24 protein-coding genes are annotated in these 22,689 nt (G+C 68.6%); 16 read left to right on the plus strand and 8 right to left on the minus strand.

Annotated elements, in window-relative coordinates:
* The first annotated feature begins 326 nt into the window (after positions 1 to 326).
* The 5 genes from ODR01_RS02070 to ODR01_RS02090 all read left to right on the plus strand — a co-directional run bounded on the left by ODR01_RS02070 (position 327) and on the right by ODR01_RS02090 (position 3,507).
* Positions 327 to 536, plus strand: coding sequence for a hypothetical protein (locus tag ODR01_RS02070; protein WP_316975926.1), 210 nt, complete (start codon positions 327 to 329; stop codon positions 534 to 536).
* Complete coding sequence (locus tag ODR01_RS02075; RefSeq protein WP_316975927.1) at positions 526 to 1,041, plus strand: GNAT family N-acetyltransferase; 516 nt, start codon at positions 526 to 528, stop codon at positions 1,039 to 1,041. Before ODR01_RS02070 ends, ODR01_RS02075 begins: the two co-directional genes overlap by 11 nt.
* 511 nt (positions 1,042 to 1,552) lie before the next feature.
* A complete protein-coding gene (locus ODR01_RS02080) occupies positions 1,553 to 2,230 on the plus strand; it encodes an EI24 domain-containing protein (protein ID WP_316975928.1) in 678 nt (225 codons plus the stop codon).
* Between the two features lie 46 nt (positions 2,231 to 2,276).
* Complete coding sequence (locus ODR01_RS02085; protein ID WP_316975929.1) at positions 2,277 to 2,984, plus strand: bactofilin family protein; 708 nt, start codon at positions 2,277 to 2,279, stop codon at positions 2,982 to 2,984.
* A gap of 22 nt (positions 2,985 to 3,006) precedes the next feature.
* Positions 3,007 to 3,507 (plus strand): hypothetical protein, encoded by a 501-nt coding sequence (locus ODR01_RS02090; RefSeq protein WP_316975930.1) that lies wholly within the window; start codon positions 3,007 to 3,009, stop codon positions 3,505 to 3,507.
* A gap of 71 nt (positions 3,508 to 3,578) precedes the next feature.
* Here ODR01_RS02090 and nth read toward each other — a convergent pair whose 3' ends face one another.
* Complete coding sequence (gene nth, locus ODR01_RS02095; RefSeq protein ID WP_316975931.1) at positions 3,579 to 4,217, minus strand: endonuclease III; 639 nt, start codon at positions 4,215 to 4,217, stop codon at positions 3,579 to 3,581.
* Positions 4,218 to 4,351: 134 nt separating this feature from the next.
* Here nth and ODR01_RS02100 point away from each other — a divergent pair, with 134 nt between their 5' ends.
* A complete protein-coding gene (locus tag ODR01_RS02100) occupies positions 4,352 to 4,903 on the plus strand; it encodes a DUF2244 domain-containing protein (RefSeq protein ID WP_316975932.1) in 552 nt (183 codons plus the stop codon).
* On the opposite strand, the gene dapB is transcribed toward ODR01_RS02100, so the two are convergent.
* From dapB to dnaK, 3 genes are all read right to left on the minus strand, one after another.
* Positions 4,900 to 5,700 carry a 4-hydroxy-tetrahydrodipicolinate reductase gene (gene dapB, locus ODR01_RS02105; protein ID WP_316975933.1) on the minus strand — a complete coding sequence of 267 codons (801 nt, stop codon included), beginning with the start codon at positions 5,698 to 5,700 and terminating at the stop codon, positions 4,900 to 4,902. The two genes, ODR01_RS02100 and dapB, sit on opposite strands and share 4 nt — an antisense overlap.
* Before the next feature lie 56 nt (positions 5,701 to 5,756).
* Positions 5,757 to 6,902: a molecular chaperone DnaJ gene (gene dnaJ, locus ODR01_RS02110; RefSeq protein WP_316975934.1), complete on the minus strand. Its 1,146-nt coding sequence runs from the start codon at positions 6,900 to 6,902 to the stop codon at positions 5,757 to 5,759.
* A 97-nt stretch (positions 6,903 to 6,999) separates the two neighbouring features.
* Positions 7,000 to 8,949: a molecular chaperone DnaK gene (dnaK, locus tag ODR01_RS02115; RefSeq protein WP_316975935.1), complete on the minus strand. Its 1,950-nt coding sequence runs from the start codon at positions 8,947 to 8,949 to the stop codon at positions 7,000 to 7,002.
* Between the two features lie 110 nt (positions 8,950 to 9,059).
* Here dnaK and ODR01_RS02120 point away from each other — a divergent pair, with 110 nt between their 5' ends.
* Entirely contained in the window at positions 9,060 to 10,073 is a 1,014-nt protein-coding gene (locus tag ODR01_RS02120) for a DUF1848 domain-containing protein (RefSeq protein ID WP_316975936.1), read from the plus strand.
* Between the two features lie 31 nt (positions 10,074 to 10,104).
* Here the strand turns inward: ODR01_RS02120 and grpE are convergent, their stop codons facing one another.
* Entirely contained in the window at positions 10,105 to 10,869 is a 765-nt protein-coding gene (gene grpE / locus ODR01_RS02125; RefSeq protein WP_316975937.1) for a nucleotide exchange factor GrpE, read from the minus strand.
* 15 nt (positions 10,870 to 10,884) lie between these two features.
* Complete coding sequence (hrcA, locus tag ODR01_RS02130) at positions 10,885 to 11,919, minus strand: heat-inducible transcriptional repressor HrcA (protein ID WP_316975938.1); 1,035 nt, start codon at positions 11,917 to 11,919, stop codon at positions 10,885 to 10,887.
* Between the two features lie 144 nt (positions 11,920 to 12,063).
* Here hrcA and rph point away from each other — a divergent pair, with 144 nt between their 5' ends.
* The 3 genes from rph to hemW are packed head-to-tail and all read left to right on the plus strand — an operon-like array spanning position 12,064 to position 14,570.
* Entirely contained in the window at positions 12,064 to 12,783 is a 720-nt protein-coding gene (rph, locus tag ODR01_RS02135) for a ribonuclease PH (protein ID WP_316975939.1), read from the plus strand.
* A 5-nt stretch (positions 12,784 to 12,788) separates the two neighbouring features.
* A complete protein-coding gene (gene rdgB / locus ODR01_RS02140) occupies positions 12,789 to 13,397 on the plus strand; it encodes an RdgB/HAM1 family non-canonical purine NTP pyrophosphatase (protein ID WP_316975940.1) in 609 nt (202 codons plus the stop codon).
* 33 nt (positions 13,398 to 13,430) lie between these two features.
* Positions 13,431 to 14,570: a radical SAM family heme chaperone HemW gene (gene hemW / locus ODR01_RS02145; protein ID WP_316975941.1), complete on the plus strand. Its 1,140-nt coding sequence runs from the start codon at positions 13,431 to 13,433 to the stop codon at positions 14,568 to 14,570.
* Between the two features lie 3 nt (positions 14,571 to 14,573).
* On the opposite strand, the gene ODR01_RS02150 is transcribed toward hemW, so the two are convergent.
* A complete protein-coding gene (locus ODR01_RS02150) occupies positions 14,574 to 15,983 on the minus strand; it encodes a penicillin-binding protein activator (RefSeq protein ID WP_316975942.1) in 1,410 nt (469 codons plus the stop codon).
* Here ODR01_RS02150 and rsmI point away from each other — a divergent pair.
* From rsmI to gshB, 5 genes are all read left to right on the plus strand, one after another.
* Positions 15,938 to 16,909: a 16S rRNA (cytidine(1402)-2'-O)-methyltransferase gene (gene rsmI / locus ODR01_RS02155; RefSeq protein WP_394356799.1), complete on the plus strand. Its 972-nt coding sequence runs from the start codon at positions 15,938 to 15,940 to the stop codon at positions 16,907 to 16,909. The two genes, ODR01_RS02150 and rsmI, sit on opposite strands and share 46 nt — an antisense overlap.
* Entirely contained in the window at positions 16,906 to 17,295 is a 390-nt protein-coding gene (locus tag ODR01_RS02160) for a YraN family protein (protein WP_316975943.1), read from the plus strand. Before rsmI ends, ODR01_RS02160 begins: the two co-directional genes overlap by 4 nt.
* A 97-nt stretch (positions 17,296 to 17,392) precedes the next feature.
* Positions 17,393 to 17,986, plus strand: coding sequence for a BON domain-containing protein (locus ODR01_RS02165; protein ID WP_316975944.1), 594 nt, complete (start codon positions 17,393 to 17,395; stop codon positions 17,984 to 17,986).
* Positions 17,983 to 18,822, plus strand: coding sequence for a SirB1 family protein (locus tag ODR01_RS02170; protein ID WP_316975945.1), 840 nt, complete (start codon positions 17,983 to 17,985; stop codon positions 18,820 to 18,822). Before ODR01_RS02165 ends, ODR01_RS02170 begins: the two co-directional genes overlap by 4 nt.
* 36 nt (positions 18,823 to 18,858) lie before the next feature.
* Positions 18,859 to 19,815: a glutathione synthase gene (gene gshB, locus ODR01_RS02175; RefSeq protein ID WP_316975946.1), complete on the plus strand. Its 957-nt coding sequence runs from the start codon at positions 18,859 to 18,861 to the stop codon at positions 19,813 to 19,815.
* A 6-nt stretch (positions 19,816 to 19,821) separates the two neighbouring features.
* Here gshB and ODR01_RS02180 read toward each other — a convergent pair whose 3' ends face one another.
* Positions 19,822 to 21,261, minus strand: a complete 1,440-nt coding sequence (locus ODR01_RS02180; protein ID WP_316975947.1) for a sensor domain-containing diguanylate cyclase — start codon at positions 21,259 to 21,261, stop codon at positions 19,822 to 19,824.
* 243 nt (positions 21,262 to 21,504) lie between these two features.
* Here ODR01_RS02180 and ODR01_RS02185 point away from each other — a divergent pair, with 243 nt between their 5' ends.
* Positions 21,505 to 22,653, plus strand: a complete 1,149-nt coding sequence (locus ODR01_RS02185) for a GGDEF domain-containing protein (protein WP_316975948.1) — start codon at positions 21,505 to 21,507, stop codon at positions 22,651 to 22,653.
* The last annotated feature ends 36 nt before the right edge of the window (positions 22,654 to 22,689 follow it).

A 22,689-nucleotide genomic window follows, 5' to 3' on the forward strand; every position in this document is an offset into this window, starting at 1 on the left:
GCCCTGCCGCTCGAAATCAACGTCCAGTTCATGACTATCATGGCCACCAAGATGCTGTTCGTCGGAAGGGGGTAGGGCGCCCCGTAGTGAACGAAATAGCAGGCATGGCGTAGCACCCCCCGGCGGTTGCCAACGGCACGCTGTACCTAACGGTCGCTGGCGGCCTGCCTTGGGGGCATCTCGTGTCGCAGGAATGAAGGGTTATTGGCAGTGACTAAGATGGATTCCTTTTAGAATCGAAACGGTCGCCAAAAAGCAATAAAAGAATCGAGGGAAGGTGCTATATTGTAGGGTAGCCATGATGACCAGGGAGGTTTATGGCCGATATGGCTATTTCATCTTTACGCGATGCTCTTAGGTGGATGTTCGGACGTGGCAAGAAGGAAAAATCTCCCTTTGCCAGCGAGCAGGAAGCTTATGAGTTTTGCCAGAAAGTATATAAGGAAACCGGCGGCGTAACGCCTGAATTGCGGCGCGCCTACGATTTTTACAAAAATAATTTCAACGATGAATGTTCCCCGGCCGGTGGACGTTAAGAATCTAGTTATATTGCCGCTCCCGGATGATTTATGTCTGAAAGACTTTGATTCCGGAGAACATGAAGTAGATCGCCATATTAATAAATGTCACGAATGGCATCATAAATATCAACGGCGAGTGTTCTGCGGCTTCTTCCCATCAAGGACAGAAGCCGTTGGTTTTTATTGCCTAAGTATATCGGCATCACAATCAAAATATCTTTCAGAAGAGATCATTAATTCTAGTGAGGGGTATGCATATGTTCCCTTCATTTATATTAACTATCTTGCGGTTAGAAAAGAATATCAAAACAATAAAATTGGAACCATTCTTCTTTTAAATGCTCTCGAAAAGTGTGCACATACTGTTAAAAATATTGGGATTTATGGTGTATCGCTCAATGCATTGACGGACCGAGCGGCTGGGCTATATGACCGCTACGGCTTTAGGGAATATGGAGGAAGGTCTAGTCATCCATTTATGGTGCTTCCTGCACGATCTCTACTCGATCTTTTCTCCTAAAAATGCCTAACGTCTCCCAAATCTAATACTGCCGCCCGGCCAACAACAAATCGACCACGACGGCTCCCCCCGTTGGTGAGAGAACGTTAGCAAGGTGCTTGCTACGTAATGTCGTGGATTCTTGACTAGGTCGTCATCGCCGCACTTGACAAATTCACCGCTATTGATTATATTCCTATAAATAGCTTTATTTCCTTCCCGGGGGCGGGGCTGCCGCGTCGGCCGCGAGTGTTTACGGCCCTGACGCCGGAAAATGTGCCCCCATCATAGCCATTTAAGTTTTTGATTTTGAAGGATAAACCGGCAAAATGACGAGGTTTTTTTCCGTTACGGCCGCCGCGGATGCCGGAAAAGCCATGGTGAATCAATCCGTTAGACGGCGATCGCCCGCCGAACGCAGGGGCCGGAATCTCGTCATTTCCGCCGTCCCCGCCTGCCCCCTTGCGGCGGCCGGGCGGCGGGGCTAAACAGGCCGCCGCCATCCCCCGCCGCAGAAAGGTCCCGTCCGTTCATGCTTTCCGCCTTCGCCAAGGCCTTCGCCCAGTTGCCCGACCGCCCCATCCGGCGGCTGGTGCTGGCCTGCCTGGGCGGCGCGATCCTGGTGTTCGCGGCCCTGTTCGCCCTGATGGGGTGGACGCTGGGCCACACGGTGCTGTTCGACAGCGGGTGGCTGGAAGGGGTCGTCGACGGGCTGGGGGCGCTGGCCACCCTGGCCCTGACCTGGTTGCTGTTCCCGGCGGTGGCGAGCGCGCTGATCGGCCTTTTTCTCGACCGCGTCGCCGGCGCGGTCGAGGCCCGCCACTATCCCGGGCTGGCCGCCGCCCGGCCCATCGGGTTCCTCGAGAGCCTGCTGACCGCCGGCAAGCTGGTGGCCGCCATGCTGGTTCTCAACATTCTGGCCTTGCCGCTTTATCTGTTTCCGGGGATAAACCTGCTGGCCTTCTATGGCCTGAACGGGTACCTTCTGGGGCGCGAGTACTGCGAGCTGGCCGCCCTGCGCCGGATGGACGGCAAGGCGGCGCAACGTCTGCGCAAAGCCCATGGAATTCGCGTTTTCCTGGCGGGCGTCGTCATCGCGTTCCTGCTGACGCTGCCGGGGATCAACCTCATCGCCCCGGTCGTCGGCACCGCCGCGATGGTGCATCTGGTGGAGGCCTGGCGGCCGCGTACGCGGGAAGGCGGCCGATAGGGCCGTCCCCGGTTTTCTTTATTGTCGAGGAGGGGAACAGCTGATCATGTTCCGCAAGAAGCAAGACGAAAACGACGGCTCGATGAAGCCCGTCCACGAAGGCGACCGGCACGACCAGGCGGCGCCGCCGCTGAAACCCTTCAGCCGCAAGGGATCGCACATGCCGATCAAATCCGCCGCCGTTCCCCCGGCCCGCCCCGAGATTCCCAGGCGTCCGGTCGACCAGCCGCCGGCCTCGCCGCCCCGCCGCTTCGAGCGCCAGAAACCCAACGACGACAACAAGAAGCTGACGGTCGGGCGCGACATCTGCCTCAAGGGCGAGATCACGTCGTGCAACAAGCTGATCGTCGAGGGCCAGGTCGAGGCCGAACTGGCCGACGCCCGGGCCATCGAGGTCGCCCCCACCGGCTATTTCAAGGGCAGCGCCAACGTCGAGGAGGCCGACATCAGCGGCCTTTACGAGGGCGAGCTGCTGGCCCGCGAGATCCTGACCGTCCGGGCCGGCGGGCGCATCCACGGCACGGTGCGCTACGGGCGCGTCGTCATCGAGGCGGGGGGCGAGATTTCCGGCGACATGCGGGCATTGGCCCCGGGCGAGGCCGATGCCCTGCGCGCCGACGACGCCGCGGCCGCCGAGGAGCCCGCCGCCGAGGCGGCGCCGGTCGACGACCTGCGCCCGTGGCCGCGGGACGACGGCGAGACGACGCCCCCGGCCGCCACGGGGCCGGACGATCCGTCCGGCCACACGCTCTAGGCCGGCCGGAAAAAGGGGGGGGATGATGCACCGACCCGCGGGTTGGCGCGCCTGGGCGGCAGCCGGCGTCGCGCTGCTGGCGCTGAGCGTTGCCGCCTGCGGCACGCCCCGCTACGCCGAATCGCCCGCCGCCGATCCGGCCGAGACGCTTCCATCCGCCGTCGAGACGCCGGCGCGCCCGGGCGTGCTGCCCGAGGGCGAGCGCCTGGCCGCCGCCTCGCCCGCCGACGTGGCGCTGCCGGCCTCCGCGCTGCCCGGGCCGGAGCGCCTGGCCGGGCTGACGGCGCCCGATGTTGCCGCCCTGCTGGGATCGCCCGGCTTCGTCAGGCGCGACCCGCCGGCCGAGGTCTGGCAGTACCGCACCGAAACCTGCGTGCTCGACCTCTTCCTCTACGCCGACGGCGCCGGCCAGCCGCAAAAGGTCAGCCATTTCGAATTCCGCGGCCGCACGGTCACCGGCGTGGCGGCGGGCGAATGCTACCGCGAGCTTCTGGCCGTCCGCCCGCGCAGCCCGGCCGGCTGAAGGCGTTTAGAGTTTTGGGGACACCATAAAGTATGGTGTCCCCAAAACTCATGTCCCCAAAACCAGGCGCGCTACGCCGCCATCGTCTTGGCGGGGTAGGCGCAGAGGTCGGCCACCGGGCAGGCCGCACAGGCCGGCTTGCGGGCCATGCAGACATAGCGGCCGTGCAGGATCAGCCAATGGTGGGCATGCCGCTTCCAGCGGGCCGGCGTCGCCTTCTCCAGGCCCTGCTCGACCTCGAAGGGGGTGGCGCCGGGGGCCAGCCCGGTGCGGTTGCCGACCCGGAAGATGTGGGTGTCCACCGCGATGGTGGGTTCCCCGAAGGCGACGTTCAGCACGACGTTGGCGGTCTTGCGCCCGACCCCGGGCAGGGCCTCCAGGGCGGCGCGCTCCGCCGGCACCTGGCCGCCGTGCCGCTCGACCAGGAGGCGCGACAGGCCGATGACGTTCTTGGCCTTGGCGTTATAGAGGCCGATGGTCTTGATGAAAGCCTTGAGGCCGTCCTCGCCCAGGGCCAGCATCTTCGCGGGCGAATCGACGACCTTGAAAAGCGGCCCGGTCGCCTTGTTGACGCCGACGTCGGTGGCCTGGGCCGACAGCACCACGGCGACCAGCAGCGTGTAGGGGTTGACGAAGTCGAGCTCGCTTCTGGGCTCGGGGTTGGCGGCGGCCAGGCGGCGGTAGAATTCCTCGACGTCGGCTTTCCTCATGGCCTTCCTCCTCTCTCCCCCGGGCGCCGCGTCCAGCTTAGCGGCGCCAATGCCGGCGGCAAGGATTTCCTGGGCCGCCGGCCGATCCCATCCCATATGTAATGCCTGTCCCCGAACGGCCCGATGGAGGCCCGATGAGCGACCGGCGGCCCGATGCCCCGCCCCTCCTCTTCCATGCCGTGCTGCGCCCGCGCCGCAGCGCCGGGGCGCGGGGCGCTGGCGTCGCCGTCGGGCTGCTGGCCGGCGGGCTGGCAGTGGCCGGGCTGGGCTTCGGGCTGGCCGGCGCCTGGCCGGTGGTCGGTTTCGGCGGCCTGGAGGTGGCGCTGCTGTGGGCGGCGTTCTCTTTGCACGGCCGGGCGGCCCGCGTCGTCGAGGTGCTGTCCCTGACCGAGGATGCGCTGACGCTGATCCGCGAAGACCCCGGCCGGCCGCCGCGCCAATGGTCGTTTCAGCCCTACTGGCTGCGCGTCGTCGTGGCGGGCGGGGCGGAAAGCGGCGTCATCGAGCTGCGCTCGCACGGCCGCTCGCTGGCGATCGGCGCCTTCCTGGGAGCGGCGGAGCGGCAACGGCTGGCCGCCGATCTCGTCCGCGCGCTGGCCCCGCTGTCGGGCTTGGCGCCGGCGGCGGTGCCCCGGCCGCGGGCCGAAGCGGTCCCCTGCACGCCCTGCCGTCCGGCCTCGGCCTAGGCGAGCCCCAGCACGTCGCGCATGGAATAGAGGCCGGGGGTGCGGCCGGCCACCCAGGTGGCGGCCCGGATGGCGCCCTTGGCCAACACGGCGCGCGAGGTCGCCTTGTGGGTCAGGGCCAGTTGCTCGCCCTCGCCGGCGAACAGCACGGTGTGATCGCCGACCACGTCGCCGCCGCGCAGGGAGGCGAACCCGATGTCGCCCCGCCGCCGGGCCCCGGTGTGGCCGTCGCGCGCCCGTTGCGCCACGGCGTCGAAATCGACCCCGCGGCCGGCGGCGGCGGCCTTGCCAAGGGCCAGCGCGGTGCCGGACGGCGCGTCGACCTTGTGGCGGTGGTGCATCTCGAGGATCTCGATGTCGAACTCCTCGCCCAGCGCCTTGGCGACCTGGGCGGTCAGGCCGAGCAGCAGGTTGACGCCGATGCTCATGTTGGCGGCCTGCACGACGGCGGCCTTGCGGGCCAGGATGTCGATCGCCGCCTGGTGCTGGGGGCCGAGCCCGGTGGTGCCGATGACCATGGCGGTGCCGGTCTCGGCGGCCAGCCCGGCGTGGAAAACGGTGGCCGCCGGCATGGTGAAGTCGGCGATGACGTCGGCCGCCGCGAACAGCGCCCGGGCGTCGTCGGTGACCTTGAGCCCCGACGGTTGGCCGCCGCCCAGGACGGCGACGTCCTGGCCGAGCGCCGGGCTGTCCGGCCGCTCGCTGCCGCCGGCTAGTTCGCAGCCCGGGCCGGCCAGCACCTCGGCCACCAGCAGGCGGCCCATGCGCCCGGCGCATCCGACGATACCGATCTTCATGGCTTCCCCCTTGAAACGTTGCGGCGGCGCTTCTTGCGCCCCCCGTTCGTCCGCCCTCAGTCCTTGAGGTCTTCCCACAGCTCCTTGACCTTGGAGAAGAAGCCGGCCGATTCGGGGCTGGTCTTTTCGGCGCTGCCGGCCCCCTCGAACTCGCGCAGCAATTCGGCCTGCTTCTTGGTCAGGTTCATCGGCGTCTCGACCATGGTCTGCACGAACATGTCGCCGTGCGCCGAGGAGCGCAACACCGGCATGCCCTTGCCGCCGAGGCGGAATTGATGGCCGCTTTGGGTTCCGCCCGGGATGTTGATGCGGGCCCGCCGGCCGTCCAGCGTCGGCACCTCGACCGAGCCGCCCAGGGCGGCCGTGGTCATCGGAATCGGCACCCGGCAATAGATGTTGGCGCCGTCGCGCTGGAAGAAGCGGTGCGGCGCCACGGTCAGGAAGATGTAAAGATCGCCCGCCGGCGCGCCGCGCATGCCGGCCTCGCCCTCGCCGGCCAGGCGGATGCGGGTGCCGTCTTCGACGCCGGCCGGAATGTTGACCGACAGCGTCTTCTCGCGGCGCACCCGGCCGGTGCCGCCGCAGGAGCGGCAGGGGTCCTTGATGACCTGCCCCACCCCCTGGCAGGTCGGGCAGGTGCGCTCGACCGTGAAGAAGCCCGACTGCGCCCGCACCCGGCCGTGGCCGTGGCAGGTCGGGCAGGTCACCGGGGCGGCGGCGCCGGCGGCGCCGGAACCGTTGCAATCCGAACAGGCGATGGAGGTCGGCACCCGGATCTGTGTCTTGGCGCCGTGGAAGACCTGCTCGAGCGAAACCTCGAGGTTGTAGCGGAGGTCGGCGCCGCGCGCCGCGCCGCCGCCGCGCCGGCCGCCGCCACCGACGAAGTCGCCGAACATCTCGTCGAAGATGTCGGCGAAGCCGCCGGCCGAGAAGCCGCCGAAGCCGCCCGCCCCGCCGGGGCCGCCCGGCCCGCCCTGCTCGAAGGCGGCATGGCCGAAGCGGTCATAGGCGGCGCGCCGCTGGTCGTCCTTGAGGACGTCGTGCGCCTCGTTGATCTCCTTGAACTTCTGCTCGGCGGTCTTGTCCCCGGGGTTGCGGTCCGGGTGGTACTTCATCGCCAGCTTGCGGTAAGCCTTGCGGACGTCGTCCTTCGACGCGCCGCGCTCGACCCCCAGGGCCGCGTAATAGTCCTGTTTGGCCATCAGTTGGGACCCGCATCCTGCGGCCGTCCCGGCGCGCGGTCAGCCGCGCGCCGGGCGTGCCATCTTTTCCCGCGGAAGATTCCGGCCATTGCGGCCGCTATTTCCGCTTGCCGGCGTCCGGATCGACTTCCTCGAAGTCGGCATCCACCACGGTATCGTCGGGCCCGCCCGAGGACTTGCCCGACGACGGCCCGGCCTGCTGCTCCCCGGCACCGCCGGCGGCGGCCCCCGGCCCGGCCTCCTGGTTGGCCTTGTACATGGCCTCGCCCAGCTTCATGGAGGCCTGCGTCAGAACCTCGGTCTTGGCCTTGATGGCGTCGGCGTCCTCGCCGGTGAGAGCGGCCTTGAGATCGGCGATGGCCGTCTCGATGGTCTGCTTCTCGGTGGCCGACACCTTGTCGCCGAACTCCTTGATGTTCTTCTCGGTGCTGTAGACCAGGGAATCGGCGTGGTTCTTGGCCTCGACCAGCTCCTTGCGCTTCTTGTCCTCGCTGGCGTGCTGCTCGGCGTCCTTGACCATGCGGTTGATGTCGGTATCCGTGAGCCCGCCCGAAGCCTGGATGCGGATCTGCTGTTCCTTGCCGGTCGCCCGGTCCTTGGCCGACACGTGGACGATGCCGTTGGCGTCGATGTCGAAGGTGACCTCGATCTGCGGCACGCCGCGCGGCGCCGGCGGAATGCCCATGAGGTCGAACTGGCCCAGCAGCTTGTTGTCGGCCGCCATCTCGCGCTCGCCCTGGAAGACGCGGATGGTCACCGCGTTCTGGCTGTCCTCGGCGGTCGAGAAGACCTGGCTCTTGCGGGTCGGGATGGTGGTGTTGCGGTCGATCAGCCGGGTGAACACCCCGCCCAGGGTCTCGATGCCCAGGCTGAGCGGCGTCACGTCCAAGAGCAGCACATCCTTGACGTCGCCCTTGAGCACGCCGCCCTGGATGGCGGCGCCGACCGCCACCACCTCGTCGGGGTTGACGCCCTTGTGCGGCTCGCGGCCGAAGAAATTCTTCACCGTCTCGATGACCTTGGGCATGCGGGTCATGCCGCCGACCAGGATGACCTCGTCGATCTCGCCGGCCGTCACGCCGGCGTCCTTGAGCGCGGCGCGGCAGGGACCGACCGTGCGCTGGATCAAGTCGTCGACCAGGGCCTCGAGCTTGGCGCGCGTCAGCTTGATGTTGAGGTGCTTGGGCCCCGAGGCGTCGGCGGTGATGAACGGCAGGTTGACCTCGGTCTGCATCGAGCTCGAGAGCTCGATCTTGGCCTTCTCGGCGCCTTCCTTGAGGCGCTGCAGGGCCAGCTTGTCCGAGCGCAGGTCGATGCCGTGCTCTTTTTTGAACTCGTCGGCCAGGTAGTCGATGATCTTCTTGTCGAAGTCCTCGCCGCCCAGGAAGGTGTCGCCGTTGGTCGACTTCACCTCGAAGACGCCGTCGCCGATTTCGAGCACCGAGATGTCGAAGGTGCCGCCGCCCAGGTCGTACACGGCGATGGTGCCGGCGCCCTTCTTCTCAAGCCCGTAGGCGAGCGCGGCGGCGGTCGGCTCGTTGATGATGCGAAGCACCTCGAGGCCGGCGATCTTGCCGGCGTCCTTGGTGGCCTGGCGCTGCGAATCGTTGAAGTAGGCGGGAACCGTGATGACGGCCTGCGTCACCGGCTCGCCCAGATAGCGCTCGGCCGTTTCCTTCATCTTTTGCAGGATGAAGGCGGAAATCTGGCTGGGACTGTACTTCTGGCCGTCGAGCTGGACCCAGGCGTCGCCGTTGTCGGCCTTGACGATCTTGTAGGGAACCAGGCCCATGTCCTTCTTGGTCAGCGGGTCGTCGAAGTTGCGCCCGATCAGCCGCTTGATGGCCGATACCGTATTCTCGGGGTTGGTCACCGCCTGGCGCTTGGCCGACTGGCCGACCAGGCGTTCGCCGCCCTCGGTAAAGGCGATCATCGAGGGCGTGGTCCGCGCCCCCTCGGCATTCTCGATGACCCGCGCGTCGGAGCCGTCCATGACGGCGACGCAGGAGTTGGTGGTCCCCAGGTCGATCCCGATAACCTTGCTCATTGTAACCTCGTTCGTTGCGGCAGGTCCCGGCGGCCACATGCGGCACCGCAGAAACCCCCTTTGTTGGATTTCAAAAAGTCCGCCTCGGCGCGGACGTCTGGGCGATATATATGTCCACGCGAAATGGCACGCAACTGCCGGCGTGCCCCGGCGGGCGATGGGCGGCGCTTTTGCCGGGCCGGGCCGCCGGCGAGGAAGCCCCCATGATCGTCTCGGCCAGCTATAAGACCGACATTCCCGCCTTCTACGGCGAATGGTTCATGCGCCGGCTTGCGGCCGGCCATTGCCGGGTCGCCAATCCCTATGGCGGGCCGCCGTTCACGGTGCCGCTGGGGCCGGCCGCCGTTGACGGCTTCGTCTTCTGGACGCGCAACCTGGAGCCCTTCCTCGACCGGCTGGAGACCGTGACCGCGCGCGGCTTTCCCTTCGTCGTGCAATACACCGTCACCGGCTATCCGCGGGTATTGGACGCCGCCACCATCGGGGCGGAAGTGGCGGTCGACCATATCCGCGCCGTCGCCACGCGATACGGCCGGCGTGCCGCCGTCTGGCGCTACGACCCCATCGTCTTTTCCTCGGTGACCCCGCCCGCCTGGCATCGCGAAACCTTCGCCTGCCTGGCCGGCCAGATGGTCGGCGCCGTCGACGAGGTCGTGGTCTCGGTCGCCCAAATCTATCGCAAGTCGGCCCGCAACCTGACCGCCGCCGCCCGCCTGCACGGCTTTACGTGGGACGACCCCGGACCCGGAGAAAAGCGCGCCCTGATCGCCGACCTCGCCGCCATCGCCGGCCGGCATGGCCTGAGGCTCGCCGTCTGCGGCCAGCCCGAACTGATCGTCCCCGGCGCCGCCGAGGCCCGCTGCATCGACGCGGCCCGGCTTTCCGACATCGCCGGCCGGCCGCTGGCGGCGGCGCACAAGGCCCATCGCGCATGCGATTGCGATGCGTCCCGCGACATCGGCGACTACGATACCTGCCCGCACGGCTGCGCCTACTGCTACGCGGTGCAAAGCCGGTCGCTGGCCAAGCGCCGTTTCGCCGCCCACGACCCGGCCGGCGAGTTCCTGTTTCCGCCGCCGGGGGCGGCAAGGCCCGGCGGCGGCGAACAGGGATCGTTGCTTTAGGAAGGCCCGGTCGGGACGCCGGGCGCCGCGATCAGAGCTTTTCGTCGAGCTTGGCGCCCTTGGAACCGGCGGCCTCGCCCTGGGCGTCGGTCTGCTTCTCGTAGGCGGCGCGGTGTTCCTTGGCCGCCGCCTTGGCATCGGGCGAGGGAGCGGCCTCGGCGCCGCCGTTGGGCTGGCGCGGCCCGCCCCTCGATACCCCGACCCGGGCCGGGCGCAGCAGGCGGTCGTCCAGCACGTAGCCCTTCTCCATCTCGTGGACGACGGTGCCGGCCGGCTGGGCCGGGTCCTCGACCTCGAACATCGCCTCGTGCAGATTGTGGTCGAACTTCTGGCCCAGCGACTCGATCGGCCGGATGCCGAAGCGCTCGAAGGCGGCCAGCATGGCCCGTTCGGTCATCTCGACGCCGGCGGCCAGCGATTCCAGCAGCTCGTCCTTCTGGCGGGCGTCGGGCGCCACGTGCTCCAGCGCCCGGCGCAGGTTGTCGGCGACGACGACCATCTCGCGGGCAAAGCTGCTGATGGCGTATTTCGACGCCTCCTCGCGATCGCGCTGGCCGCGGCGCCTGACGTTCTCGGTCTCGGCCAGGGCGCGCAGCAGCTTGTCCCTGAGGTCGGCGGCCTCGGCTTCCAGCTCTTCCAGGCGGGCCCGGGGATCGACGGGGGCGGCCTGCGGCCCGGTCGCTTCGGCCGCCAGGGCGTCGTCGTCGGACGGCATCGGGATGCCCCCGTCGTCTTCTATTTCCGGGGCCTCGGCGGCCTGGGTGTCCTCGGGATTCTTCTGCGCGTCGTCTGCCATGTCTCTTCCGTTTCCTTATCCGATCAGTCGGCCGATCATCTTGGCGGTGAAATCCACCATCGGGATGATGCGGGCGTAATTCATGCGAGTCGGCCCGATGACGCCGATGGCGCCGAGCACGTGGTTGCGGCTGTCCTGGTAGGAACCGACGATCATCGAACAGCCCGACATGCTGAACAGCTTGTTGTCGGAGCCGATGAAGATCTGCACGCCCTGCGCCGAATCGGCGAGCGACAGCATCTTCAGCATGGTTTCCTTGGTTTCCAGCGCGGCGAAGAGGGCGCGGATGCGCTCGAGGTCGGCCACCGCGGTGACGTCGTCCAGCAGATTGGCGCGGCCGCCGATGATCAGCCGGCGCTCGTCCTCGCGGCCGGCCCAGATGGCCAGGCCCTCCTCGACGACGCGGGTGGTCAGCGAATCAAGCTCGGCCTTGTGCGCCTCCAACTCGGCGATGATCTCGTCGTAGGCCTCGTTCAGCGTGCGCCCGACCAGGCGGGCGCTGAGATAATTGCTGGCCTCGACCAGCGCCGAGGGGCGCAGCGTCGGCGAGGTCTCGATGATGCGGTTCTCGACCAGGCCGTTGTCGCCGACCAGGACGACCAGGGCGCGCCCCGGGTTCAACGCCACGAACTCGATGTGGCGCAGCGCCGCGTTGCTCTTGGGGGCCAGCACCAGGCCGGCGCAGCCGGTCAGCCCCGAGAGCGTGTTCGTCACCTCCTCGAGCAGGCCCTGCAGGCTGTGGCCGGAACTGTCGCAGTGCCTTTCGATGTCGCGGCGCTCGGCCTCGGCCAGGGTGCCGACCTTGAGCAGGCCGTCGACGAACAGGCGCAGCCCCGCCTCAGTCGGCAGCCGCCCGGCCGAGGCGTGCGGCGCGTACAGCAGCCCGGCCTCCTCGAGGTCGGCCATGACGTTGCGTACCGTGGCCGGCGACAGCATGACGCTGAGGCGGCGCGAGATGGTACGCGAGCCGACCGGCTCGCCGGTTTCCATGTAGGCGTCGACAATGTGACGAAAGATCTCGCGCGACCGGTCGTTGAGTTCGGTAATCATGTACTGACCTGCTTTCGCTTGCCGGGTTAACTTAGTGACCGCCCCGGCCACCGTCAACGCGCCCAGGCCCGCGGAGGCTTTACGCCGGGGATGGGGCGGGTTAGCTTGACGCCCCGTGTTTCCAGGATGAGAAAAGGCCCCTTCATGAGACCTTCCGGCCGTGCCGCCGACCAGATGCGCCCCGTCACCCTCGAACCCGACGTCAGCAAGCACGCCGAAGGGTCCTGTTTCGTCCGCCTGGGCGATACCCACGTGCTGTGCACGGCCACCGTCGAACAGCGCCTGCCCCACTGGCTCAAGGGCTCGGGCAAGGGCTGGATCACCGCCGAGTACGGCATGCTGCCGCGCGCCACCGGCACCCGCACCGACCGCGAGGCGGCGCGCGGCCGCCAGTCGGGCCGCACCCACGAGATCCAGCGCCTGATCGGCCGCTGCCTTCGGACCATGACCGATCTCACCGCCATCGCCGACATTCAGGTCCGCCTCGACTGCGACGTCATCCAGGCCGACGGCGGATCGCGCACCGCCTCGATCACCGGCGCCTACGTCGCCCTCTATCGGGCCTTCGCCAAGGTCCAGGGCCTCGGGCTCATCAAGGCGATGCCGCTCAAGGGCCAGGTGGCGGCGGTGTCGTGCGGTATCGTCGGCGGGGCGCCCGTGCTCGACCTCGACTACGCCGAGGACAGCACCGCCAGCACCGACGCCAACTTCGTGCTCGCCAGCGACGGCGGCCTGATCGAGGTGCAGGCCACCGCCGAGGCCGAGCCGGTGAACGACGGACAGTTCTCGGCGCTCCTCGGCCTCGCCCGCCAGGGCGCCACCGAGCTGATGGCCCTGCAGCGCAAGGCCCTGGGGCTGGAGTGAGGCGCGTGGCCCGCCGGTTCGACGGCCCCCGGCTGGTCATCGCCAGCCACAATGCCGGCAAGGTGCGCGAGATCGGCGACCTGCTGGCGCCCCATGGGGTCGAGGTGGTGTCGGCCGGCGACCTCGATCTCGCCGAGCCGGAAGAGACGGGCGCCACCTTCGTCGAAAACGCCGTCATCAAGGCCGAAGCGGCGGCCCGCGCCGCCCGGCTGCCGGCCCTGGCCGACGATTCCGGGCTGGCGGTGCACGCCCTGGGCGGCCGGCCCGGCATCCATTCGGCCCGCTGGGCCGGACCCGGGCGCGATTTCGCCCTGGCCATGCGCAAGCTCGAAGACGCCCTGGTGGGGCACGCCGACCGCACCGCCCATTTCGCCTGCGCCCTTGCCTTGGCCTGGCCGGACGGCCATGTGGAGACGGTCGAGGGCACGGTCCACGGTACCCTGGTATGGCCACCGCGCGGCGGCAACGGGTTCGGCTACGACCCCATGTTCGTGGCCGACGGCCGGGATCGGACCTTCGGCGAGATGGAGCCGGCGGCCAAGCATGCCATCAGCCACCGGGCCGATGCCTTCCGCAAACTGGTCGCTATTTGTTTCGATACAAGAACAAAATAGCTGGGGCGCGACGGGTCGCGCCGGACACCGCCCATGGACGACACCCTCTCTCTCTATGTCCACTGGCCGTTCTGCCGGTCGAAATGCCCGTACTGCGACTTCAACAGCTATGCCGTCGAGGCCATCGAGCAGGAGCGTTGGCGGGCGTCCCTGCTGCGCGAAATAGAATATTTTGCTAACGAAACGAATGGCCGTAGGCTGGCCAGCGTCTTCTTCGGCGGCGGCACGCCGTCGCTGATGGCGCCGGCCACGGCGGCGGCCGTCATCGCCGCCGCCAAGCGCCATTGGCCGACCACGGACGATCTGGAAATCACGCTGGAGGCCAACCCGACGTCGAGCGAGGCCGGCCATTTCGCAGGCTTGGCCGAGGCCGGCGTCACCCGCCTGTCGCTGGGCGTGCAGTCCTTCGACAACGCCGCGCTGGCCTTCCTGGGCCGCGCCCACGACGCCGCCGAGGCCAAGCGGGCCATCGCGCTGGCCGCCGCCACCTTCGAGCGGTTCTCCTTCGACCTCATCTATGCCCGGCCCGGCCAGACGGTGGACGCCTGGCGGCGCGAACTCGAGGAGGCCCTGGCCTTCGGCCCCGAGCACCTGTCGGTCTACCAGCTGACCATCGAGCCCGGCACCCGCTTCCATGACGATGGCGTCGGCGCCGCCGACGAAGAAACGGCGGCGGCCCTGTACGAGGCCACCCACGAGGTGCTGGCGGCGGCCGGCCTGCCGGCCTACGAGATTTCCAACCACGCCCGGCCCGGCGCCGAATGCCGGCACAACCTCGCCATCTGGCGGGGCAGCAATTACGTGGGCGTCGGCCCCGGCGCCCACGGCCGGCTCTCCGGCCCCGGCGGCACCGAGGCGCTGCGCCAGATCCACACCCCCGGCCGCTGGCTGGCCGCCGTCGACCGCCAGGGCCACGGCACCGTGGAGCGTATTCGCCTGGAGCCGCGCCAGCGGGCCGACGAACTGGTCATGCTGGGGTTGCGCACTACGGAAGGAATCAACCGGGCCCGCTTCACCCGGCACAGCGGCCTCGCCCTTGAGGATGCCGTCGATGCTGGCGCCTTGGCTGAAATGATCGACGGCGGCTTCCTGGAAGCCGACGGCAAAAGCCTGCGCGCCAGCCCCGCCGGCCGCCAGCGGCTCAATGCGGTGCTGGCCCACCTGTTGGCCTGATCCTCAGAACATCGGCGTCGCGAAGCTTTCCGGCGCCTTGTCGACGACACTGAAGCCCTGTCGTCCGACCTGCAGGATGGCGAGTCCCCGTTCGGCCTGGCCGTCCCGGCGCAGCCGGAAAATGCCGTCGCGCCCGAAGAAGCCGCTGGGCTGGGTCAGCGCCTCGATGTCGAAGCGGGCGCCGCCCTCGGAGCGGGCCAGGATCGCCGCCAGCGCCGTGGCGTCGTAGGCCAGCGTTGCCAGGCGCGGCGGCTTGCGGCCGTAGACGTCGTCGTACTGCTTCTCGAATTCGGCCCGCGCCTGGGGCGTGGGCGAGGCGAACCAGCCGCCGACCAGGGCCGGCTCGGCGCCGACTCCCGGCTCGTCCCACTGGCCGGTGCCCAGCATGCGCACGCGGGCCGGATCGATATCGTAGAACGGCAGGTGCGCGGCGATGGCCTGCAGGCGCTTGCCGCCGTCGGCCACCAGCAGGGCGTCGAACGGCAGGTCGCCGATGGTCTGCAGGCTGTTCAGCCGCTGGAGGGCCCGCTGCGCCACCTCGTCGTTGCGCTTCTCCAGTTCGGCGCGCTGCTGGGCCAGGGCCTGGCGGCGCGATTCGAAGCTGGCCAGCTGGCGGACCACGGCGGCGAAATCCTGGGCGTGCGGGTTGTAGTACTGGACCCGCACGACGAGGCCGCCGCCGGCATCGGCGGTGCGCTGCAAGGCGCCGACCACGGCGGCGCCGTATTCGTTGTCCGGCACCAGGGCGGCGAAGCGCAGGAGGCCTTTCGTGCGGGCGTATTCGACCACCCGGCGCACCTCGGTTTCGGGATAGAAGCCCATGGTGAAGATGCCGTCGCCAGCCACCAGGCGGTCGCTGGAGAACGCCACCACCGGCACGCGCGCCGTCCGCGCGATCGGCGTCACCGCCTTGACCGAACTGGACAGCAGGGGTCCCAGGATCAGGGCGGCGCCTTCGCCGATGGCCGTCTCAGCCGCCTGGGCGGCGCCCTCCGGGGTACCCCTGGTGTCGTGAACCAAGAGCTCGAAGTTTTCGTCGGCGAAGTCGAAGATCGCCATCTGGGCGGCGTTCAGCAGGCTCTTGCCGAGCCCCGATTGCGGCCCGCTGAGCGGCAGCAGCAGCGCGACGCGCGGCGCCTGCGCCGACGGAATTCCCGGCATGGCGCCGGCCTCGGCGCCGGCACCGCCGCCCGGCGTCTCGATGCCCGGCGGGCTCAGCAGCGGCGCCAGCGAAGGCACCGGCGGCCTGGCCCCGGGCGCCGAAGGTTGCGGGGCGGCCTGGGTGGGCGGGCCGATCTCGCCTTGCATCCACGGCGGCAATCGGGAAGACTCGCAGGCACCCAGCACCATCACCAAGGCCAACAGGCATGGCGCGGCAGCGAAGCGTTTCAACACATGCGGAAGTCGAGTCATCGGGCGGGGCCAAGTCTCCGAAAATAAAAAGCGCACGTTTCGGCGAAGAGCCTAGCGGGCGCACCGGCGCGAGTAAACCGTCCGTTGCGGCGCCGCGCGGACTTACCCTTGTCGCCACCCCGATCGGCAACGCCGCCGACATCACGTTGCGGGCGCTTGCCGTGCTGGCCGGTGCCGACATCGTCGCCTGCGAGGATACCCGGGTGACGGGCAAACTGCTGGCCATGCACGGCGTTTCGGCGGCCCTCACGCCCTATCACGAGCACAACGCCGCCAAGGTCCGCCCGATGCTGATCAGGCGACTCAAAAATGGCGAAAGCGTGGCGCTGGTTTCCGACGCCGGCACGCCGCTGGTGTCCGATCCCGGCTATCGTCTGGTCCGCGCCTGCCTCGAGGAAGGGATTCCGGTGACGGCGGCGCCGGGCGCCTCTTCCGTGCTCACCGCCTTGCAGCTTTCCGGCCTGCCCAGCGACCGTTTCCTGTTCGCCGGCTTCCTGCCGACCAAGGCCGTGGCCCGGCGGCGCGCGCTCGCCGAGGTTGCCCAGGCGCCGGCCACCCTGGTCTTCCTGGAAAGCGCCAAGCGGCTCGAGGCCGCGTTGGCCGACATGGCCGACGTGCTGGGCGGGCGCGAGGCCGCCGTCGCCCGCGAGCTGACCAAGATGTTCGAGGAGGTGCGCCGCGGGCCGCTGGCCGAGCTGGCCCGTCATTATGCCGAGGCGGGACCGCCCAAGGGCGAGGTCACCGTCGTGGTGGCGCCGCCGCAACCCGAGGCGGAAGCCAGCGAAGCGGCCGTCGAGCGCCTTCTTGCCGAGGCCCTGGCCAGCCAGAGCCTGCGCGACGCCGTCGACGCCGTCGCCGCCGCCACCGGCTGGCCGCGCCGTCGGGTCTACGCCCGCGCCCTGGCCCTCACCGGCGAAAGCGGATGAGGCCGGGCGCCGAACCGGCGGAGGTCGACAGCCGGCGGTTGCGGGCCTGGCGTTACGGCTGGCTGGGCGAGACGCTCGGCGCTCTTGTGCTTGCCGCCAAGGGCTATCGCGTACTGGCCCGCCGCTGGAAGACGGCCGCCGGCGAAATCGACATCGTCGCCCGCCGCCGCGGCGTGCTGGTCTTCGTCGAGGTCAAGGCCCGCCGGGACGCCGACAGCGCCATCGCCGCCATCGGGCCCCGCCAGCGCCGCCGCATCGAGCGGGCCGCCGGGGCTTTCGTCGGCCGGCGGCCGGAGCTGGCCGGCCTGGACTGGCGCTTCGACGTCATGCTGGTGACGCCGTGGGGCCTGCCCCGCCACCTGAAGAACGCCTGGCGGCCCGAGTGAGGACCGCTTTTTTGTATCCGCCCCTCTTCCGGCCCGCCCCGGGCCCCATTAGAATGCAGCGCCGATCAGGCCTGCCACCGCACCGGAGTGTCCCGCCATGAAGCGTTCCCGCGCCGTTACCGCCCTTCGACTTGCCCTCATGTTGGCCGCCGCCGCCAGCCTGCCGGGCTGTGCCGGCGTCCTCGTCGGCGGTGGCGCCGCGGTCGGCACGGCCGCCTATTCGGACCGTGGCGTCGACGGCGCCGCCAGGGACATGAAAATAGGGACCACCATCTACACCCGATTTTTCGACTTCAGCCAGGACCTGGCGATCAAGATCGGCACCGAGGTCTACGACGGGCGGGTGCTGCTGACCGGGGTCGCCGCCAACGAGCAGATGCGGGCCGATGCCGTGCGCATCGCCTGGACCGTCGGCGGCGTCAAGGACGTGCTGAACGAGATCCAGCTGACCGGGGGCAGCGCAGGCGACCTGAGCCGCGATTCGTGGATCACCACCCAGCTCAAGTCCAAGATCACCTTCGACAAGGAGATCATGGCGGTCAACTATTCCATCGAGACGGTCAACCAGACCATCTACCTGATCGGCCTCGCCCAGTCGCGGGCCGAGATGGACCGCGTGATGGCCCACGCGCGCTCCATCGAGTACGTGAAGGACGTGGTCAGCCACGTCAAGATCAAGGGAGCGTCGTGAACCCCGGCCGGACCCCACGCGAACACCTGGCCCGCCTCGGCGGTCTTGCCGACGACGACATCGATCTCGCCGAAGCGGCCCTGACGTTGGCCGCGCTGGAGAGGCCGCGCGTCTCGCTCGAGCCTTATCGCCGCCACCTCGGCAAGGTGACCGCCGAGGCCGGCGCCTATGCCGCCGCCGCCCGCCTGGAGCTGGACGTCAAGGGGCGGGCCGAGGCCCTGGCCCACATCATCGGCCGGCGCTACGGCTACGGTTGCGACGCCGAGAGCTACAACGACCTCGACGCGGCCAACCTGATGCGGGTGATCGACAACCGCCGCGGTCTGCCGGTGGTGCTGGGCATCCTTTACATCCACGTGGCGCGCCGGCTCGGCTGGACCGTGACCGGCCTCGACTTCCCGTCGCGCTTCCTGGTCCGCCTGGAGCACGACGGCCGGCGGCTGATCCTCGACCCGGCCGACGGCGGCGTGGCGCTCGACCCGACGGCGCTGCGCGCCCTGCTGAAGACGGTCGCCGGCAACGACGCCGAGCTGACCCCGGACCACTACCGGCCGGCCGGCAACCGCGCCATCCTTTATCGCATGCAGAACAACATCAAGGTGCGCCTCTTGAAGGACGGCAAACTCGAGGAGGCGCTGCGCGTCATCGAGGCGATGGCGCTTTTCGCCCCCGCCATGCCCGAGTTGTGGCGCGAGGCCGGGCTGATCAACGCCCGTCTCGACAACCTTCGCGCCGCCGTCGCCGCGCTCGAGGAGTTCCTTCGGCGCGGCAGCGGAGACCCCGAGCGCCACAAGGCCACCGCGCTGTTGCAGGAACTGCGCGGCCGCCTCAACTGAACCCCGGACCCCCCCCTTTTACCGCCGAGGACGCCCATGGCCCTGACCGTCGCCATCCAGATGGACCCGATCGCCGGCATCAATATCGATGCCGACAGCACCTTCGCGCTGGCCCTCGAAGCGCAACGGCGCGGGCACAGGCTGTTCTACTACCTGCCCGCCGACCTCGCCTACGGGGCCGGACGGCTGATGGCCTTCGCCCGCCCGCTGACAGTGCGTCGCGAGCGGGGCAACCACTTCACCCTCGGCGAAGCGGTCGACTTCGATCTCGGCGCCGAGGCCGACGTCGTGCTGCTGCGCCAGGACCCGCCGTTCGATCTCGCCTACATCACCACCACTCACCTGCTGGAGCTGATCCACCCCCGCACCTTGGTGGTCAACGATCCGGCCCAGGTCCGCAATGCCCCCGAGAAGCTGCTGATGCTGCGCTTCCCCGAGCTGCTGCCGCCGACGCTGATCACCCGCGAGCGGGCCCGCATCAAGGCCTTCCGTGCCGAGCACGGCGACATCGTCGTCAAGCCGCTCTACGGCAACGGCGGCTTCGGCGTCTTTCACCTCAAGCCCGAGGACGACAACCTGAATTCGCTGCTCGAGATGTTCGAGGGGCTGTCGCGCGAGCCGGTCATGGTGCAGCGCTACATCCCCGAGGTGCGCCAGGGCGACAAGCGCGTCATCCTGGTCGACGGCGAGCCGGCCGGCGTACTGCTGCGCGTGCCGCAGGCCGGCGAGGCGCGATCCAACCTCCACGTCGGCGGCACCGGCGTGAGGGCGGCCCTCACCCCCCGCGACCGCGAGATCTGCGCGGCCATCGGTCCGACGCTCAGGGAAATGGGCCTGATCTTCGTCGGCATCGACGTCATCGGCGACTATCTCACCGAAATCAACGTCACCTCTCCGACCGGCATCCAGGAGATCGGCCGCTTCGACGGCACCTCCATCGAGGCGCTGATCTGGGACGCCATCGAGCGCCGGCGGGCGGCGGCACGGAGATAGACGCCCCTACGCCGCCTGCTTCACCCGATTGCGGCCGGCGGCCTTGGCGGCGTAAAGGGCGATGTCGCAGCGCTTGACGAGGTCGCCCTGCCGCTCGCCCGGGCGTAGCTCGGCGATGCCCAGGCTGACGGTGACGCGGATTTCATCGCGCCCATAGGTGACCGGCCGGTTCTCGACGGCAAGCCGGATCTTCTCGCCCAGTTCGAGGGCCTTTTCGGCACCGCAGTCGGGCAGCAGGAACAGGAATTCCTCGCCCCCCCAGCGGCAGATGACATCGGTTTCGCGGATGCATTCGCGCGCCGTCTCGGCCACCGCCTGGAGCACCAGGTCGCCGGCCTGGTGACCGTAATCGTCGTTGACCTGCTTGAACTGGTCGAGATCGCACATCATCACCGATATCGTGCCGTCCCGCCGCTTCGCCGATTTCAGCACCTGGTCGAACATGAGGTCGAAAACCTGGCGGTTGGCCGCCCCGGTCAGCGGATCGGTGGTCGCCATCTCCTCCAGGCGGCGCTGATAGCCGCTGAGGGTGAAGTTGGCGACGAACAGCACGACGCCGGTGATGGCGAGACAGACCAGCAGGTTGCCGAACAGCGTGTGGAGGATGCGCGACTGCGCCAGGTCCTCCACCTGCTCGACCAGCAGGTACCACTGGAACTCGGGGACCAGCCGGCTGTTGAGGAAGACCGTCTCGCCGTTCCGCTTGTAGGTGAAGGAGCCGCTGGGGGTGGCCAGGATCTGGGTGGCCAGCGCGGCCAGCCCGGGGGTGTCGCGCAAATTGGCGGGGCCGTCGTAGCTGGAGCCGCGCAGGGTGACGTTGCCCTGGCGATCGGTGAAATAGATGCGCCGGCCATAGCGGTTCTGGTAGGTCTCCAGCAGCTTTTTCACCGCCGACACCGACAGCCCGACCCCGGTGGCGCCGATGTACCGGCCGGCGTAGTCGCGGACGCGGTAGTTGATGAAGATGGTGATGGCGTCCTGGTGGGCCTCGTCGGTGTCGACGTTGACCTCGTACTCCTCGCTCATCGCCCGCACGCGGAAGTACCAGGCGTCGCGCGGGTTCTCCTCGTCGACCTCGCGGCGCATGCCGTCGGTGTAATAGTAGAAGCGCGTTCTGTCGGACACGAAGAAGCTTGTCACGGCATCGTAGCGATCCTTGATTTCCTTGAGGTAGCGGACGATCCGGTCGGGGTTTTGCTCGCCGTCCAGCGTCCAGTCGCGCACGAAGGTGTCCTGGGCCATCAGCGAAGAGATGAAGATGGGCCGAAGCAGGTCCTGCTGGATTTCCGAATAGATGTTGTCGCTGGTCAGCGGCAGCGTGCTTTCGGCGATTTGTTCGGTCAGCGAATCGTGGGCGACGAAATAGCTGACGAAACTCGTGGCGAGAAAGCCGACGGCCAGCAGGACGTTGAGCGTGGCGATGAACTGTTTCTTCTTTGATAACATGATGTTGTCGTATCCACACTCAAGATGCCGGACGCCGTCGCCGCATTTCGATGACGTGGCGTTTCCGCCCGGTTGGCCGGCACATTAGCAAACCCTGTACGCCCTGACCATTTCTCGCTTGCCGGTGGCCGGTCGCGGCGTGCGCTTTTTGGTGCCTCGTTCGGCAGGCGGTGCTATGTCTGGGCCTCTTTTCCGCCGCGACGCCGGAGTGGACGACGTCTTGCGGCAAGACCCCGTCCTCGCATGATCCAACTCGACATCCGCACCCTTTTTTTCATTTCGACCCTGACGATGGTATTCATGGCCATCGCCATGGTCGTGCTGTGGCGAACCATTCCGCACGAGCGGGCCTGCCGTCCCTGGGCGCTGGGCGCTGCCCTGGTCGCCGCCGGTTTTTTGTTGATCTGGCTGCGCGGGCTCATCCCCGACTTTTTCTCGATCGTCGTGGCCAACGTGGTGTTCGTCGCCGGATACGGCCTGGCGGTCGTCGGCGTCAACGCCTTCACCGGGCGGCGGGGCAGCGTCGGCTGGGTGGCCGTCGCGACCCTCGCGATGTTCGCCTCTTCGCTCTATTTCACCTATGGGGCGGAGAACATCGGCGCCCGCGTCGTCGTCATCTCCGCCCTGCTCGGGGCCATGGCGCTGTGGTGCGCCGGCCGGCTGGTCGTCGGCGCGCCGCCCGGGATGCGCCTCACCCAGGGGCTGACCGCGGCGGTGTTCGTGCTGCACGGGGTTCCGCTTCTGATCCGCGCCGGGGCGGTCCTCGCCGACGGCACCATGGAAGGCCTGTTCGCGCCGAGCACGCTGCATGCCATCGTCTTCGTCGACGTCACCCTGGCCTCGCTCGGCCTCACCTTCGGGTTCGCGGCGATGACCTCCCGGCGCCTGCATCTCAATCTCGAGCGGCTGGCCAGCCACGACCCGCTGACCGGCCTGCTCAACCGCCACGCGCTCGAGGCCGCCATCGCGCGCGAGATGGCGCGCAGCGCCCGGCACCTCTATCCGCTGTCGGTCCTGGTCATGGACCTCGACCACTTCAAGCGGGTCAACGACACCTACGGCCACGACGCCGGCGACGCCGTGCTCAAGGCCTTCGCCCGGACGGCGGCGGAGGCCTTGCGCCGCGACGACGTGCTGGGCCGCCAGGGCGGCGAGGAGTTCATGGCCCTGCTGCCCGGCTCCAACGGCGCCGCGGCCCGGCAGGTCGCCGAGCGCCTGCGCGCCGCCGTCGCCGCCCTTTCGGTCCCTCACGACGGGCGGACCATCGGGGTGACGGTCAGCATCGGGGTCGCCACCGCCGAGGACGGCGGATCGTGGCAGGCCGCCACGCGGACCGCCGACGCCGCCCTCTACGAAGCCAAGCGCAGCGGCCGCAACCGGGTGGTCGGCTGAGGCCGTTCCCTCGGCCTGCCCTCCGTCGAGGTTACT

This window comes from Shumkonia mesophila, assembly GCF_026163695.1.
In the GTDB taxonomy this organism is placed as follows: Bacteria; Pseudomonadota; Alphaproteobacteria; order Rhodospirillales; family Shumkoniaceae; genus Shumkonia; species Shumkonia mesophila.

Bases quoted from the DNA above. Each gene is read 5' to 3' on its own strand.
- ODR01_RS02070 (WP_316975926.1), top strand. From the start codon at position 327: ATGGCTATTTCATCTTTACGCGATGCTCTTAGGTGGATGTTCGGACGT.
- ODR01_RS02080 (WP_316975928.1), top strand. From the start codon at position 1,553: ATGCTTTCCGCCTTCGCCAAGGCCTTCGCCCAGTTGCCCGACCGCCCC.
- ODR01_RS02085 (WP_316975929.1), top strand. From the start codon at position 2,277: ATGTTCCGCAAGAAGCAAGACGAAAACGACGGCTCGATGAAGCCCGTC.
- ODR01_RS02090 (WP_316975930.1), top strand. From the start codon at position 3,007: ATGATGCACCGACCCGCGGGTTGGCGCGCCTGGGCGGCAGCCGGCGTC.
- nth (WP_316975931.1), bottom strand. From the start codon at position 4,217: ATGAGGAAAGCCGACGTCGAGGAATTCTACCGCCGCCTGGCCGCCGCC.
- ODR01_RS02100 (WP_316975932.1), top strand. From the start codon at position 4,352: ATGAGCGACCGGCGGCCCGATGCCCCGCCCCTCCTCTTCCATGCCGTG.
- dapB (WP_316975933.1), bottom strand. From the start codon at position 5,700: ATGAAGATCGGTATCGTCGGATGCGCCGGGCGCATGGGCCGCCTGCTG.
- dnaJ (WP_316975934.1), bottom strand. From the start codon at position 6,902: ATGGCCAAACAGGACTATTACGCGGCCCTGGGGGTCGAGCGCGGCGCG.
- dnaK (WP_316975935.1), bottom strand. From the start codon at position 8,949: ATGAGCAAGGTTATCGGGATCGACCTGGGGACCACCAACTCCTGCGTC.
- ODR01_RS02120 (WP_316975936.1), top strand. From the start codon at position 9,060: ATGTCCACGCGAAATGGCACGCAACTGCCGGCGTGCCCCGGCGGGCGA.
- grpE (WP_316975937.1), bottom strand. From the start codon at position 10,869: ATGGCAGACGACGCGCAGAAGAATCCCGAGGACACCCAGGCCGCCGAG.
- hrcA (WP_316975938.1), bottom strand. From the start codon at position 11,919: ATGATTACCGAACTCAACGACCGGTCGCGCGAGATCTTTCGTCACATT.
- rph (WP_316975939.1), top strand. From the start codon at position 12,064: ATGAGACCTTCCGGCCGTGCCGCCGACCAGATGCGCCCCGTCACCCTC.
- hemW (WP_316975941.1), top strand. From the start codon at position 13,431: ATGGACGACACCCTCTCTCTCTATGTCCACTGGCCGTTCTGCCGGTCG.
- rsmI (WP_394356799.1), top strand. From the start codon at position 15,938: ATGGCGCGGCAGCGAAGCGTTTCAACACATGCGGAAGTCGAGTCATCG.
- ODR01_RS02150 (WP_316975942.1), bottom strand. From the start codon at position 15,983: ATGACTCGACTTCCGCATGTGTTGAAACGCTTCGCTGCCGCGCCATGC.
- ODR01_RS02160 (WP_316975943.1), top strand. From the start codon at position 16,906: ATGAGGCCGGGCGCCGAACCGGCGGAGGTCGACAGCCGGCGGTTGCGG.
- ODR01_RS02165 (WP_316975944.1), top strand. From the start codon at position 17,393: ATGAAGCGTTCCCGCGCCGTTACCGCCCTTCGACTTGCCCTCATGTTG.
- gshB (WP_316975946.1), top strand. From the start codon at position 18,859: ATGGCCCTGACCGTCGCCATCCAGATGGACCCGATCGCCGGCATCAAT.
- ODR01_RS02180 (WP_316975947.1), bottom strand. From the start codon at position 21,261: ATGTTATCAAAGAAGAAACAGTTCATCGCCACGCTCAACGTCCTGCTG.
- ODR01_RS02185 (WP_316975948.1), top strand. From the start codon at position 21,505: ATGATCCAACTCGACATCCGCACCCTTTTTTTCATTTCGACCCTGACG.